Genomic DNA, 13,951 nt, shown 5'->3' on the forward strand with positions numbered 1-13,951 from the left:
CTTTAAGCCCCATCCTCTTTAGAGGAGGGGGTCGGGGGGTGGTGGAAACCTAACGCAAACGCCGCAATCACCCAGGAAACATCATCCGCACTTCCAGCCCCGGCGCATTGTCGGCCAGGGCCAGCGTGCCGCCGTGAAAGCGCACGATCGCTTGGGCGATCGACAGGCCCAGCCCGCTGCCGCGCCGGCCGGCGGTTTCCGGGCCCCGTTCGAACGGGCGCACCACGCGGCTGCGATCTGCCGGGGCGAGGCCTGGACCATCGTCGGCCAGGATCACCATCGCGCCCTCGTCGCGCTGCTCCACCCGCAGCGTGGCCGTGGTGCCGGGCGGGGTGTGCGTCGCCACGTTTTCAAGCAGGTTGACCAGCAACTGGTTGACCAGCCCGGCATCGGCCCGCACCACCGATGAGTCCACCCGGCCCAGGCGCAGCGCGCCGCCGTGGTCGGCCAGCACCGGCTCCATCGTTTCGGCCACGTCGGCCACCAAGGCACCCAGGTCGAGCGGGGCGACGGCAGTGGGATGGCGACCCGATTCCAGCTCGGCCAGGCGCAGCAGCGCATCGAAAATGGCGATGACCGAGGCGCACTCGCGCTCTGCCCGCTCGACCAGCGCATCGGTATCGGCGGTGGCATTGGCCGCAGCCAGCAGGCCGCGCAGCCGGGTCAGCGGGGTGCGCAGGTCATGCGCCAGGGCGCTGGAAAACTGTCGCTGCGCGTTGACCAGTTCTTCCATGCGATCGAGCATGCGGTTAAGACTGGCCGCCTGCTGGGCAAACATGCCATCAAGCCGATCGGTGGCGATGCGGCACGACAAGTCACCGCGCGCGATGGCATCGGCTGCGGCCTGGGTTTCCGCCAGGCGCAGCGCCGTCTGCCGCGCAAACAGCATGGTTGCGGCCAGCCCCGCCAATAGGGCGCTGGCAAAGATCGCCACGATCACGCCAGGCAGGATCGCCTGTAGGCTTTCGGCCGCCTCGCTGTGCTGCACCACCACGAACAGCGCACCATCGGGCAGGCGTGTGGCCAGCGCCCGCCCCTTGTGCACCACATGCGCGCGGCTGACATAGCGCACCGGTGAAAAGCCCGGCGGCGGCGGCGGAATGCGCAGCCGCCCGGCCAAGAGGCGGCCATCGGCGGCAAACAGGATATAGGTGCGCTCGCTCAGCGCCTTCTGCTGCTGCCACGCCTCGATCCGCGCGGCGACGATCGCGGCGTTCACCGACTGGCCGTTCTCCGGCGCCAGATACTTGCTGCTATGGTATTCCAGCGCATCGTCGATGCGCCGGGCAATGCGTTGCTGCGCCACGGCAAAGACCACCAGCCCCATCGCCAGCATGGCCAGCGCAAACAGCGCGCCGAACTGGATCGCCAGGCGGCCCATGCCCAGCGGGAACGCCGCCTCGCGCCCGCCGCGTGCGGAAGCGATGCTGCCGGCGATCACGCGCATAGCCCGCTGCGCAGCACATAGCCGTGCCCGCGCTGCGTCTCGATCGGATCGATGCCCAGGTCGAGCAGGCGGGTACGCAGCCGGCTCATGTTGCTTTCGACGATATTGGTAGTGGGCGCAAAGGCATAGCCCCAGACATGTTCGAGCAGCATGTCGCGCGTCACCACCTTGTCGGCATGGCGCATCATGTGCGCCAGCAGCGAATAGAGCTTGCGGTTGAGCAGCGCCTGTTGCCCGGCAAAGGCAGCGCTGTGGCGCGAGGGATCGAGTTCCAGCCGCCCCACGGCCAGGCGCGCCGCCTCGGCCGGGCCTGACCGCCGACGGGTGATGGCGTTGAGACGCGCGAGCAGTTCTTCCATGGCAAAGGGTTTGGCCAGGTAATCGTCCCCGCCCGCTTCCAGCCCCTCGATCCGGTCGGCCAGCGAACCAAGCGCGCTCAGCACCAGCACCGGAGGCCGCGCGTCACCAGCCGCGCGCATCGCGCTCAACACTTCAAGCCCGCCCAGATCGGGCAGCATGCGATCGAGCACCACGGCGTCATAGCGTCCGCGTGACAGCCGCTCCAGCGCAGCACGCCCGGTCGCGGCATGATCGGCCGATCGCCCCGCAGCGCGCAAGCCGTCGAGCACGTGCGCGGCGATCACCGGATCGTCTTCCACCACCAGGCAATGCATCGCCACCCCCATGGAAAAGGCGTGACCTAGGGTCGGAATGTTGCCGTGGTATGACGGCAATCGAACGATTGCGCGCGATCCCCGCCGGTCAACGCCAAATGCCCGGCACCGAACATGTTTTGCAGCGTTATCTGGCGCATGACCCCACCCACCATGACCTTTCGCCCCGCCTCCGTCGCAATCGTGACCGGGGGTGAATCCGGCATTGGCCGGGCCACCGCGATCAAGCTGGGCCGGGCCGGTGTGCCGGTGGTCTTGACCTATTTCAAGGATGCCAATGCTGCCGATGCGGTGGTGGCAGAGATCACCCACACCGGCCGACAAGCCGCAGCGATTGCTGCCGATGTTGGTGACGAGGCCGCCGTGGAAAGCCTGTTCGAACTGGCCGAGCGCCGCTTTGGCCCGGTCAACCTGCTGGTTAATTCCGCCGGGCTCAACATGACCGGGGTGATGATCGAGGATATGGCGCTGGCCCAGTTCGATCGCTTGATCCGCGCCGATCTCTATGGCCCGTTCCTCACCTGCCGGCGCATGGTGCGTGGACTGGCATCGGCAGCCACGCCACATGGCGGTCGCATCGTCAACATCTCGTCGATCCATGAAAACGCGCCGCGCCCCGGCGGCGTAGATTATGACGCGGCCAAGGGCGGGTTGGCGCAGTTGACCAGAACTCTCGCGCTCGAACTCGCGCCCAAGGCCATCGCGGTCAACGGCGTGGCGCCGGGCATGATACTCACGCCGATGAACCAGTCCGCGTTGGATCACCCTGAGGAATTGCGGCGCAAGCAGGCGGCGATACCCTGGGGCCGCGCCGGCACGCCAGAGGAAGTGGCCGATCTTGTGCTGTTCCTGCTCTCGCCCCTGGCCGACTATATCACCGGCACCACCGTCACGATCGACGGCGCGCTGTCGCTTACCGTTGCGCAAGGAGCCTGAGCCATGGTCGCCTATGTGGTGGAAGAACTCCAGGACGTGACGCTCGATATCGCCGGGCCGGAAGGCCGGCTGGCGCATTACGATCTAATGAGCCCGTTCGTCTGGACCGAAGGCAGCACTTACCGTCTCTTGGTAAGAGTGCTGCCCAACCCATTGGAACAGAACGATCCCACTGGCATCATCTGGGCAGGCGATTCCACCGATGGGCGCTGCTTCAGGATGCGGGACGCCCCCGCGATCGTGCCAGGCCCCCACCCCGACGACGCTGGCGGATGCGAAGATCCCACCGTGGTGCACGGCGAAGACGGCAACTATACGATCTTCTACACCGGCGTGGACGCCAAGCGGTCGCAAGGATCGCTGCTGGTGGCGCAAGGGCCCTCGCTGACCGACCTGCGCGAGCATCGCGTGCTGCTCAAGGCGCCAGAGGGCGAAGGCAATATCAAGGAAGCCACCGTGGCCCAGGCGCCGGACGGAACGTTTCGCCTGTTCTACGAATATGCCAAGGACAATGCCTCGCGCATTGGCCTGGCCACCGGGCTATCGCTGGAAGGGCCGTGGACGGTGATCGACGATCCCTTCACCGTGCGCGACGACAGCTGGGACAATTGGCACCTTTCGACCGGGCCGATCGTGCAGCGCGATGGCCAGGATCCGGTGATGTTCTACAACGGCGCCACTGCCGATGCGCGCTGGCGCATTGGCTGGATCAGCTTCTCGCCCGATTTTTCGCGCATTACAGGGCGCGGCATCGAGCCGATCCTGTTGCCCCCGCCCGCGCGCAGCCGCGACGCGACAGACATTGCCTTTGCCGCCTCGTGCCTCGTCATGCCCGATGCAATCTGGCTCTATTATTCGTTGGAAGACAAGATCCTGCGCCGCGCGCGGATCGCCTGCTACGGTTGATCGCCGTCAGTCTATGGCGATGCCCTGCTCGGCAAAGAACGCCGCCACTTCGCCCAGCGCGGCCTTGTGCCGCTTCCATCGCGCCAGGGCATCGCGATAGATCGGGCGACGGACCTGGGCGGCGCTGGGCGTGGAAACCGGGGCTCTGTTGCGGTGAAAATCGAGGCAGGCCGCGTCCCACGGCAGCCCGGCATGATCGAGCATGCGGCGCGTCACGCCTTCCTGGTCTGCCACCAGGTCTTCGTAGGAAACCTCGAGGATGCGGCCCGGCATGGCCGCTTGCCAGAAGCGCATCAGCCCGTCGAAGCGCGCATAATAGCGGGCGATGTCCATCAGGTCATAGCTGTAGTCGTAATAGCGCGAGGTGATCGCAAACAGGTTGCGGAAGTTGCTCAGCACCGTGTCCATCGGATGGCGGCGCAGGCATATGATGCGCGCGTTGGGCAAAGAACCGGCCACTATTCCGGCATAATGAAAATTTCCGGGAAATTTGTCGACAAAGCGCCGCGTCGTGTCGCGTCGGTGATGGCGCGCGCGGACAAGGTAATCATGGCCGATGGCGCCCAGATCCGCCGCACGCAGCGCGGCGATGGTGTCGGGATCGAGCACGGTGCGCGTGCGCGTGCCGGCGGCGTGCTTCACCGCCAGCGGCATGGCCTGCAGTTCGCCGGCGCTTTCCACCGCAGGATGCGAAGACAGGATGCGGTCGACCAGCGTGGTGCCGGTGCGCGGCATCCCGATCACGAAGATCGGCGCCTCCGTCGGCGCGCCAGACACCGCCGCCCGCGACAGCCCCGGCCAGGCCGCCTCGATCGCGTCGAAATTGGCGGCATCGCTGGCAAAGCGATAGGGCAGCCGGGCGCGATGCTCCGCATTGGCAGCAGCCAGCGCGGTGAACGCGGCGTCGTGCTCGCCAAGATCGTCAAGCTCCTTGGCCAGGGCATAGCCCAGCAGCAGGCGATCGCGCGGATCGTGCGCCGCGTCCAGTTGCGCGCGCAGGCGTGGCACATGGTGGCTGTCTGCCGTGTGCCGCTTGAGGCTGGCGAGCAGATGGTGCGCGCGGCCATGGCCCGGCGCGCGCGCGATCAGCGCTTCGAGCGCGGCCTCCGCCTCGCTCACCTGCCCAACGAAATTGAGCGCGGCAGCATGGTTGTAGCGGTATTCGAGAATGTCGGGCGCTTGTGCCACGGCATGGGCAAAATGGGGCAGCGAGGCGGCATGGTCGCCCAGGCGGGCATAGACGCAGCCCATGGTATCGCGGCTCAGCGCATCATCGGGCAGTGCGTGTTCGGCCTCGGCCAGGGCCTGCGCGGCAGCGCTGTCCTGCCGGGTCATGATCAACAGGCGGGCAAGCTGCGCGCGGTATTCGCCCTGTGGATCGCGCGCCACAGCCTGGCGCAGCAGGGCGATCGCGGCGCTGATCCGTCCCTGCCCGGCTTCGGCCAGGCCCAGCAGGAACAGCGCCTCCGCCCGCTGCGGGGCCGCATCGCCAACCATCTGCGCCGCGCGCGCAACGGCCGGCCAATCACCCCGCGCCAAGGCGGCGCGCGCGGCGGCAATCTGCGGATCGGTCTTGCTCATCCCGCCCTGTGCCATGGGCGCGGTGGAACTGGCAAGCGTCGCCACGAGGTCAGCGCTGCACCGCTTCCTCATTGCCCGCGCGGCGCTGCTTGATCGCATCGATCACCGGCACGAAGGGGAACATGAACTGTTCGCGGATGGTCAGGCGGCGTCGCTCGTCCTGGCCAACCAGGATCCCCTCGCCCTCGCGATAGGTGCCCAGCACGCGATCGATCAGGATCATCGAGTTGGCATAGTTGCAGCGGGTTTCTTCATAGCCGACCGAATGGTGCAGGCTGTGATGGCGGATCGTGGTGAAGAAGAACGAATAGAACCACGGCGGGTCAGACTTGACGTTGGCATGGGCAAAGCCAGCCACCACGTTGCCCACGCTCGCCGCACACAGGATCGCCACCGGGCTGAAATCGAGCAGCGTAATCACGCCCAGGCTGATCAAGAACAGCTCCAGCGGATTGCCGACATAGCCTTTCAGCGCGTTCAACTGGGTAATATGATGGTGCGGCGCATGGGTCAGCCACAGCGGCGTCCAGTTGTGCATCGCGCGATGCATCCAATATTGGCCAAATTCGAACAGGAAGAAGATCAGCCCCACCTGTGCCAGGAACGGCAGGTGTTCCAGCCAGGGCGTGGCCAGCCCGGCGCTGGCCTTGGCGGCCTTCATCGGCGCATCGGCAAAGAAATCGGTGGCACGGGAAATCACGGTGGAACTGAGCACGACATAAAAGGTGTCGGTAAAGAACTCGCGCCAGTTCATCCGCCAATCGGCGTGGCGTTCGAACAGCCATTCCAGCAGCAGCAGCCAGGCGGAAATCGCCGTGGCCACGATCGTGAGAGTCCACGGGTAATCGATCACGCTCTTGGGCGCATAGGCCCAGAACAGGATCACTGCCAAAAGCGTGGCGGGCGGAATCAGCCCGATCAGCCGCTGTTTCATGTCTGTCCCATCCATGGCGAAGCTCTGTTACGAAATTCTGGGAAATAGCGGGACCCCGGATCAAGTCCGGGGTCCCGCTTCCTGTCGTCACGATCCATTCACGCAGCAACAGGAAGCGGGCTTTTCGCCTCACTTGTAGTGGAAGGTCATTTCCAGGCCGACGCGGCGCGGCGTCAGGACGCCATAGGCATAGAACCGTTCCACTACGCCGCTGCGGGCGCGGTTATAGGAACTTGTGTCGTTCTCCACCGCCGTCACGGCATACTTGTCAAAGATATTGTCGGCATAGACGCCCACGTCGAACATCGGGCTGTGATAGGTTACCGAGGCGCGGTGCGTGGTATAGGCCGGGATCACTTCGCCATTGCCGCGCAGGCCGACGCGGGAATAGATGTCGCCGGTATAGGTCATCGCCCAGGTCGCTTCGATATCGCGGCCCTCGGTCAGCGGGTAGGTATAGGTGGCCCCAACGCTGCCCGAATGCTTGGTCGAACCCGGCAGACGATCGCCGGCAAAGGCATCATAGTTGACCCCACTGCTCACCACGATGCCCGGGGCATCGGCGGTAAGGTGCGCGTCGTTGTAGGAATAGGTGCCATCGATCGTCAGTTGCGGCGTGATCTTGAGGTGTCCCGAGAAATCGATGCCCTTCGACACGGCGGTGCTGCCGTTGACAGTGATGCCCACTGCGCCGTTGACCGTCTGGCTCGGCACCTGCACGCCCGCCCAGGTGACGATGAAGCCGCTCAGCGTAAACTGGAACTTGCGGTCAAACAGCGACCCACGCAGGCCCAGTTCACGGTTGCGCGTCTTGTCCGGGCCATAGGCCAGCTCGTTGGGCAGCGCGCAGACGTTCTGCACCTTGGGATCAAGCGGCAGGACGCATGGCGCCACGCGGTTCACGTTGCCGGTACGATAGCCCGTGCTGTAGGTGAAATAGGCCATGAGATCGGGGCTGAACTTGTAAGACGTGTTGGCCTTCCAGACAAAGCCGTCCTTGCCTGTGCTGCCCGACTTGATGCGCTGCGGGGCGAAGACCACCAGCGGATAGGGCGTGTACTTGCTGAACAGCGGCGTATCCGTGCCGCCCTCGGCAAAGGCGTCATACTTGAAGTAGCGCAAGCCGCCGGTAACCTGCCAATCCTTGGTGATGTGGAACGTGCCTTCGCCATAGGCCGCCTTTTCCTTGGTGCGGGTGTTGACGAACGACATGTATTCGAGGTTGTCGGGCCGATAGATGCCGGCCCAATCGGGATAACCGGGCACATATTCGCGATACTGCGAACCATAGCGCATGTTGTTGTAGAACCCGCCGATCACCCAGCTGAACGGGCCGCCATGGGTCGAAACCAGGCGCACTTCCTCGTTGAACTGGTGATACTTCGAGGTCGCCTGATTGTAGGACGAAAACTCTGGAAAGGCTTCATAGCCATAGTCCAGGTCCAGCAGCAGGTCGGTGTTGTCGCGCTGGGTATAGATCTTCTGGTTGGTAAAGGCCGTGGTCGCCACCAGCTGGGCCACGTCGAACACGTTGACGTTGAACTCGGCCGAATAGAGGTCCGACGTGCGGTTGGTCGGTTCCAGATAGCGCCAGGGCGCTTCATACTTGCCAGTGCCCAGCACGCCAGCGCCGTTGGCCTGGCGGCCCTGCGTCTTGGTGATCTGGTGGGCGTAGGTCAGATAGACCTTGAAGTCCGGGCTGGCTTCCAGCAGCAGCTGGTTGCGCGTGGTGAAGGTGTGTTCATAGTTCACATCCTTCTTGGAATAGAAGTTCGCCGCCTGCTGCGCCGGTGTGCCAAACGAGCCATCGGCCGCCGTCGTGCCGCGCACCGGCTGCGGGTTGGACACGCCGGGCTGGCGCAGCAGGTAGTTGTAATCCATGAAACCGGGGTTGTCGTAATACCCCACGGTGCTGCGCAGCGCGATGTGGTCTTTCACGATCGGGATATTGACCGTGCCATCGGCATTCACGCCGGCTTCGCTGCTGTGGCTTTCGCCAAACCAGCGGCCATGCAGATCGACGCTGTAGTGGTCGGTATCGGGCCGGTTGGGCATGTAGCGCACCGCGCCGGCCAGCGTACCCAGGCCATAGAGCGTGCCCTGCGGGCCCTGCAGCACTTCGACGTGGTCGATATCGAGCAGCTTGAAATCGAGATAGAGCGGCACTTCGCCCAGGTAGACACCCACCGCGCTGTTGGCGCTGGCGCCTTCCACGCTGGAATCGCCCGAGTTGATGCCGCGCAGCACGATCTTGCCGGTGGAGCCCGGGCCGGTATCGGCCACGGTCATGCCCGGCGTGAACGCGGCAAGCGACTTCACGTCGTCGATACGCTGGCGGGCAAGTTCCTGCGGGCTGACCGCGCTGATGTTGATCGGCGCATCCTGCAAGGTGGTGGCGCGCCGCGTGGCCGTCACCACGATGTAGTTGGCGTCGCTGCCAGACGCGGCCGCGGCATCGGCCGCTGGCTCGCCTTGCGGTTGCGGGGCTGCCTGCGCGTAGGCCGAATTCGGCGCCAAGGCCGGGATGAGCAGCATCGTGGCGCCCAGCAGGTTCGTTCGGAAAGATCGCTTGGTCACTTCAGCCCCTCGCTTTGTTCTCAAAAAGCCTGTGCTGTGACATCCCCTCCCAGGGATCAGCCCGCTTGCCGGGCAAGTGCCGACCGCTAACCGGCCTGGCACCAAGATTTGCGTGGCAAGCGAACCCATCCGGCTCGCTTGCGCCTGCCTTGCCAAAAGTGGTCGGGATCAAAACGCGGCGCCAGGCCCTGGCAGGGTGGGAGCGCTTGCTGTCGCTCCGGCAGTCAGCAACCGGCCTGAAATCCGCACTATTACCCATCGCCCGCACCGCAACGCGGCGTGGCTCTGGTGACCCGCTCTTGGTATATTTATTGTGTCGCCCTGAACTATCGACACCTGCCACGGTACCGATATTACATAATCGGTCAAGCGTAATAATTTTCGTGGCATTCAGTATGATTCACTCACAGGAAATACGAGGAAACCCGCCATTTTTCCTCGCACTTGCGGCATTGCGGGGTACCGTCACCGCACACGCGCGGCCCACAGCGATGCCGTTGCTGGCCAAAATTGCCGCTTGATTCGCGACTCAATCTGGCGTCAAAGTGTGATCGCTGCACAGCATGCCGTTCACGGAATATCGCGATGAACGCTGGATAGGCGGCGTATGCGTCGCTTCCAGCATGGCGATGCCAGAACGCGCTGCTGCATTTCTCACCCATGGCGTGTGTTATTACAAAAATGACGATGGGTAATATTTTTGCCATGGACAAGGGTGGGCTTTGCAACCATGGTGCAGTGCGAAAGGGGCGCGAATCATGATGAAGATGATCGGCACGGCGGGTAAGATCGCACTTCTGGCCAGCACACTGATGATGGCGTCATGCTCCTCGGCACCCGATGCCGGAGCCGCGAAGAAAACCGAATTCAATATCGGCTGGTCGATCTATGCTGGCTGGATGCCATGGCCCTATGCGCAGCAGGCTGGTATCGTCAAGAAATGGGCCGACAAATACGGCATCAAGATCAATATTGTTCAGGTGAACGACTATGTCGAATCCGTGAACCAATATAACGCCGGCAAGTTTGATGGTGTTACCGTCACCAACATGGATGCGCTGACCATCCCTGCCGCCGGGGGCAAGGATACCAGCGCGATCATCGTCGGTGACTATTCCAACGGCAACGATGGCGTCCTGCTCAAAGGTGCCAATTCGGTTGCTGCCCTCAAGGGTAAGCAGATCTACCTGGTCGAGCTCTCGGTGTCGCACTACCTGCTCGCCCGCGCCCTGGGATCGGCCGGCCTGTCGCTCAGCGATGTAAAGACAATCAATACGTCAGACGCTGATATCGTGGGCGCCTTTTCCAGCCCCGATGCCCCGGCCGCAGTGGCCTGGAACCCGCAGCTGTCGGTCATGCGCGGGCAGCCTGGCGCCAACGAAGTGTTTTCCTCGGCACAGATTCCGGGCGAAATCCTCGATCTGATGGCGGTGGATACCGCCACGCTCAAGGCCAATCCCGCGCTGGGCAAGGCACTGGCCGGCATCTGGTATGAAACCATGGCGCTGATGAAGCGCCAGGATGCCCAGGGCAAGGAAGCGCGCGCCGCAATGGCCAAGCTCGCCGGGACCACGCCCGATGTGTTTGACAAGCAGCTGACCACCACGTTCCTCTATGACCAGCCCGCCGCAGCAGTGGCCGCGGCAGACAGCCCGGCGCTGGTCACGACGATGACGCGGGTGCGCGATTTCAGCTTTTCCAAGGGTCTGTTCAAGGGCGCCAGTTCGGCTGACGCGGTTGGCATGGCCTTTCCGGGTGGCAAGACGCTGGGCGATCCCGCCCATATCACGCTGCGCTTTGACGACAGCTTCATGAAGCTGGCAGCCGCCGGCAAGCTCTGATCCGGCGGTTCTAATCCGGCAGGCCCGGCACGCTGCCGGGGCTTGCCGTCTGTTTCCAAGGGGTTCACGCGATGCGCTGGGTCAACCGCAAGATGCGCCGCAATGACAGGATGATCGCTGGCGCGGTCCCGATCCTGGCGCTGCTGGTGCTCTATCTCGTCTTGGCGGCGCAGCGCCACGCGCTCAACCCCAGTGACAAGATCCTGCCGCTGCCCGATGCCATGGCGCGCGGCCTTTCGGCCCTGCTGTTTCAGGCCGATCCGCTTTCGGGCCACTTCCTGTTCTGGACCGACACGTTCGCCAGCCTTCAGCGGCTGGGTCTGGGCCTGGGCATCGCCACGCTGGGCGCGCTGGTCGCCGGGCTGGTGCTGGGCGTGTTGCCGCCGGTGCGCGCCACGCTGGGGCCACTGGTCACCGCGATTGCGGTGATCCCGCCGATCGCGCTGCTGCCGGTCTTGTTCATCGCGCTGGGCCTGGGTGAAACGGCCAAGGTGGCGCTGATCGTGGTGGGCATCGCCCCGCCGATGATCCGCGACATCACCGATCATATCGCCAGCCTGCCGCGCGAACAGATTATCAAGGCGCAGACCCTGGGGGCCAGCAGCTGGCAGATCATGATCCGCGTTGCCCTGCCCCAGGCCATGCCGCGCCTGATCCAGGCGGTGCGCTTGGCGCTTGGGCCGGCCTGGGTGTTCCTCATCTCGGCCGAGGCGATCGCCGCCGATACTGGCCTCGGCTATCGCATCTTCCTGGTGCGGCGCTACCTCGCGATGGACGTGATCATCCCCTACGTCGCATGGATCGCGCTTCTGGCGATTACCCTGGACTTTGCCCTGTCCCTCGCCAGCCGCCGCCTGTTTCCCTGGGCTCATGGAGCAAGCCATTGACCGCGCTCCTTTCCCTTCGCGATATCTGGGTCGAATTCGGGGACAAGATCGTCCTGGAAAAGATCAATCTCGATGTGGCGGCCGGCAGTTTCGTCTCGATCGTCGGGCCATCGGGCGCGGGCAAGAGCAGCCTGCTACGCCTGGTCCTGGGGCAAGAGGCGCCAAGCCAGGGAACGATCAGCCTGGATGGCGCGGTGCTGCCGCCCGAATGCGGCCCCGATCGCGGCGTGGTGTTTCAGCGCTATTCGGTGTTCCCCCATCTCACCGCCTTACAGAACACCATGTTCGGCCTGGAATGCGCGCAAGCGCCGCTGCTCGCGCGCCTGTTTGGCAGCGCCCGCCGCGCCGCGCGGGACGAAGCTGTCGCCATGCTCGAGGCGGTTGGCCTGGGCGATGCACTGCAGCTCTATCCCGCGCAGCTGTCGGGCGGGATGCAGCAGCGCCTGGCGATTGCCCAGGCCCTGCTCAAGCGGCCGCGCATCCTCTTGCTGGATGAGCCGTTCGGCGCGCTCGATCCCGGTATCCGTGCCGACATGCACGTGCTGATCCGCCGTCTGTGGCGCGAACACGCGCTGACGGTGATCATGGTCACCCACGACATCCGCGAGGCGTTCTCGCTCGGCACGCGCGTGCTGGCGCTCGACAAGCGGCGCCACGATCCCCACGCGCCGCACCGCTATGGCGCCACAGTGGTCTATGACCTGCCGCTGCGCCCGCGCGAAGACGAAGCGCCGGCCGAAACCGCCGAGCCGGAAGACAAGACGCCGCCGCAAAAGGTGGCCGTATGACAAGAGAGGAACTCGCATGAGCAGCGAACCCGCCAGCCTGGCGCGGCTCAGCATGAGCTTGCCGGCCGATCTGTTCCGCAAGCTCGACATGATGGTGGAAGAGCGCCAGTTGCCCTCGCGCTCGCAACTGATTGCCGAGCTGATCCGCCACGCCCTGGCCGACCACGAAGCGCTGACCCGCCCGGACGAGATGCTCGCCGGCACGATCACCATGGTCTATCGCGGTGACCGTGGCCGCGTGCGCCACCAGCTGGCGCAGACCCAGGCCGATTACCTCAAGGAGGTGATTTCCGCCCAGCACGTGTTCCTGGAAGACGACCAGAGCTTGGAAGTCCTGCTCGTTCAGGGTCCGGCCGTGCGGCTGAAAGAACTTTCCGATGCGCTGCGCCGCGTGCGCGGCGTGCAACAGCTTGAACTTGTCACCACCACTGCCCTGCTGCCGCCGATCTATGTTCAGGACGACGGCAAGAGCACCAGCAATGGAGCGGCCGCATGACCGATACGCTCACCCCTTCCCCGGCCCCAACCCCGGCCGCAACCCCGGCCGCCGCCGGAGGCAACCTCGCCAACCCGCTTGCCGCGCGCGATCATGCCCGCAGCATGGGCGGCACGGTGGTGGAAACCATGCCGGTGCTGCCGCCCAAGGCTGATGATCTGCCCGAGGGGGTCGATCCGGCAGACCTGGTGTGGGAAGAAACCACCGCTGCCGGCGGCTATGCCACGCGGGTTCTGGCACGCGGCACGCGGCTGCGCCTGATCGATACGCGCGGCGATGCCTGCGCCGGGCTGCAAGTATTCAACGCCGCCATGCCGACCGAGCGGCTCAACGTGGCCGATACGGTCAAGGTGCAGTGGAACGCCTATCTCGGCGCGGGCAAGCTCCTGCTGTCGGACATGGGCCGCGTGCTGCTCAGCATCGTGGAGGATGAAGCCGGTACGCACGATTGCTTTGCCGGCACATCGAACGCGGCCAGCAATGCTGCCAAATATGGCGAGGGCCGCAACAGCGGCGCCTGCCCCAACGGGCGCGATCGGTTCCTGCTCGGCGCAGCCAAGCATGGCCTGACACGGCGCGACGTGCATCCCTGCATCAATCTGTTCAAGGGCACACGGATCGAGGAAGACGGCACGATCACGCCGCTGGTCGGCCCGTTTGCGCCCGGCCGGCAGGTGCTGCTGCGCGCCGAAATGGACGTGATCGTGGTCATTGCCAATGTGCCCCACGTGCTTGATCCGCGCGCGGAATACAGCGTCACCCCGCTGCGCGCCACCGCCTGGCGCGGGCCGGCAACGCTGGGCAACGATCCCATCCGCAACGCGACACCCGAAGGCCTGCGCGCCTTCCTCAATGTCGAAGACTATTTCCGCCGCTAAACGCGA

At 64.8% G+C, this 13,951-nt stretch carries 12 protein-coding genes; 7 read left to right on the forward strand and 5 right to left on the reverse strand.

Features of this window, described 5'->3' with window-relative positions; translation table 11 throughout:
- Window positions 1-67: 67 nt before the first annotated feature.
- Window positions 68-1,441, reverse strand: coding sequence for a HAMP domain-containing sensor histidine kinase (locus ABIC78_RS08365; protein WP_502915663.1), 1,374 nt, complete (start codon window positions 1,439-1,441; stop codon window positions 68-70).
- Window positions 1,438-2,121 carry a response regulator transcription factor gene (locus ABIC78_RS08370; protein ID WP_354488917.1) on the reverse strand — a complete coding sequence of 228 codons (684 nt, stop codon included), beginning with the start codon at window positions 2,119-2,121 and terminating at the stop codon, window positions 1,438-1,440. Before ABIC78_RS08370 ends, ABIC78_RS08365 begins: the two co-directional genes overlap by 4 nt.
- A 153-nt stretch (window positions 2,122-2,274) precedes the next feature.
- On the opposite strand from ABIC78_RS08370, the gene ABIC78_RS08375 reads away from it, so the two are divergent.
- Together ABIC78_RS08375 and ABIC78_RS08380 are read left to right on the forward strand one after the other, a co-directional pair.
- Window positions 2,275-3,057 (forward strand): SDR family NAD(P)-dependent oxidoreductase, encoded by a 783-nt coding sequence (locus ABIC78_RS08375; RefSeq protein ID WP_354488919.1) that lies wholly within the window; start codon window positions 2,275-2,277, stop codon window positions 3,055-3,057.
- A gap of 3 nt (window positions 3,058-3,060) precedes the next feature.
- Window positions 3,061-3,963: a glycoside hydrolase family protein gene (locus tag ABIC78_RS08380; RefSeq protein ID WP_354488921.1), complete on the forward strand. Its 903-nt coding sequence runs from the start codon at window positions 3,061-3,063 to the stop codon at window positions 3,961-3,963.
- A gap of 6 nt (window positions 3,964-3,969) precedes the next feature.
- Here ABIC78_RS08380 and ABIC78_RS08385 read toward each other — a convergent pair whose 3' ends face one another.
- From ABIC78_RS08385 to ABIC78_RS08395, 3 genes are all read right to left on the reverse strand, one after another.
- Window positions 3,970-5,544: a tetratricopeptide repeat-containing sulfotransferase family protein gene (locus tag ABIC78_RS08385; protein ID WP_354489479.1), complete on the reverse strand. Its 1,575-nt coding sequence runs from the start codon at window positions 5,542-5,544 to the stop codon at window positions 3,970-3,972.
- A gap of 49 nt (window positions 5,545-5,593) precedes the next feature.
- Window positions 5,594-6,478 (reverse strand): sterol desaturase family protein, encoded by an 885-nt coding sequence (locus tag ABIC78_RS08390; protein WP_107715416.1) that lies wholly within the window; start codon window positions 6,476-6,478, stop codon window positions 5,594-5,596.
- Window positions 6,479-6,607: 129 nt separating this feature from the next.
- The gene (locus tag ABIC78_RS08395; RefSeq protein WP_502915670.1) at window positions 6,608-9,013 is read right to left on the reverse strand and encodes a TonB-dependent receptor; all 2,406 of its coding nucleotides are present in this window, start codon (window positions 9,011-9,013) and stop codon (window positions 6,608-6,610) included.
- Window positions 9,014-9,813: 800 nt separating this feature from the next.
- Between ABIC78_RS08395 and ABIC78_RS08400 the strand changes: the two genes are divergently transcribed.
- From ABIC78_RS08400 to ABIC78_RS08420, 5 genes are all read left to right on the forward strand, one after another.
- Complete coding sequence (locus tag ABIC78_RS08400; RefSeq protein WP_354488926.1) at window positions 9,814-10,896, forward strand: putative urea ABC transporter substrate-binding protein; 1,083 nt, start codon at window positions 9,814-9,816, stop codon at window positions 10,894-10,896.
- Between the two features lie 71 nt (window positions 10,897-10,967).
- Window positions 10,968-11,783 carry an ABC transporter permease gene (locus ABIC78_RS08405; protein ID WP_354488928.1) on the forward strand — a complete coding sequence of 272 codons (816 nt, stop codon included), beginning with the start codon at window positions 10,968-10,970 and terminating at the stop codon, window positions 11,781-11,783.
- The gene (locus tag ABIC78_RS08410; protein WP_354488930.1) at window positions 11,780-12,571 is read left to right on the forward strand and encodes an ABC transporter ATP-binding protein; all 792 of its coding nucleotides are present in this window, start codon (window positions 11,780-11,782) and stop codon (window positions 12,569-12,571) included. The genes ABIC78_RS08405 and ABIC78_RS08410 overlap by 4 nt, the downstream gene beginning before the upstream one ends.
- A gap of 16 nt (window positions 12,572-12,587) precedes the next feature.
- Window positions 12,588-13,067, forward strand: coding sequence for a CopG family ribbon-helix-helix protein (locus ABIC78_RS08415; protein ID WP_022677795.1), 480 nt, complete (start codon window positions 12,588-12,590; stop codon window positions 13,065-13,067).
- Window positions 13,068-13,171: 104 nt separating this feature from the next.
- Entirely contained in the window at window positions 13,172-13,945 is a 774-nt protein-coding gene (locus tag ABIC78_RS08420) for an urea amidolyase associated protein UAAP1 (protein WP_354489481.1), read from the forward strand.
- Window positions 13,946-13,951: the final 6 nt, after the last annotated feature.

This window comes from Novosphingobium sp. 1529, assembly GCF_040544855.1.
GTDB classification, from domain to species: Bacteria; Pseudomonadota; Alphaproteobacteria; order Sphingomonadales; family Sphingomonadaceae; genus Novosphingobium; species Novosphingobium capsulatum.

Bases quoted from the DNA above. Each gene is read 5' to 3' on its own strand.
- ABIC78_RS08420 (WP_354489481.1), top strand. From the start codon at position 13,172: ATGGGCGGCACGGTGGTGGAAACCATGCCGGTGCTGCCGCCCAAGGCT.
- ABIC78_RS08370 (WP_354488917.1), bottom strand. From the start codon at position 2,121: ATGCATTGCCTGGTGGTGGAAGACGATCCGGTGATCGCCGCGCACGTG.
- ABIC78_RS08415 (WP_022677795.1), top strand. From the start codon at position 12,588: ATGAGCAGCGAACCCGCCAGCCTGGCGCGGCTCAGCATGAGCTTGCCG.
- ABIC78_RS08380 (WP_354488921.1), top strand. From the start codon at position 3,061: ATGGTCGCCTATGTGGTGGAAGAACTCCAGGACGTGACGCTCGATATC.
- ABIC78_RS08375 (WP_354488919.1), top strand. From the start codon at position 2,275: ATGACCTTTCGCCCCGCCTCCGTCGCAATCGTGACCGGGGGTGAATCC.
- ABIC78_RS08385 (WP_354489479.1), bottom strand. From the start codon at position 5,544: ATGAGCAAGACCGATCCGCAGATTGCCGCCGCGCGCGCCGCCTTGGCG.
- ABIC78_RS08395 (WP_502915670.1), bottom strand. From the start codon at position 9,013: ATGCTGCTCATCCCGGCCTTGGCGCCGAATTCGGCCTACGCGCAGGCA.
- ABIC78_RS08390 (WP_107715416.1), bottom strand. From the start codon at position 6,478: ATGAAACAGCGGCTGATCGGGCTGATTCCGCCCGCCACGCTTTTGGCA.
- ABIC78_RS08405 (WP_354488928.1), top strand. From the start codon at position 10,968: ATGCGCTGGGTCAACCGCAAGATGCGCCGCAATGACAGGATGATCGCT.
- ABIC78_RS08400 (WP_354488926.1), top strand. From the start codon at position 9,814: ATGATGAAGATGATCGGCACGGCGGGTAAGATCGCACTTCTGGCCAGC.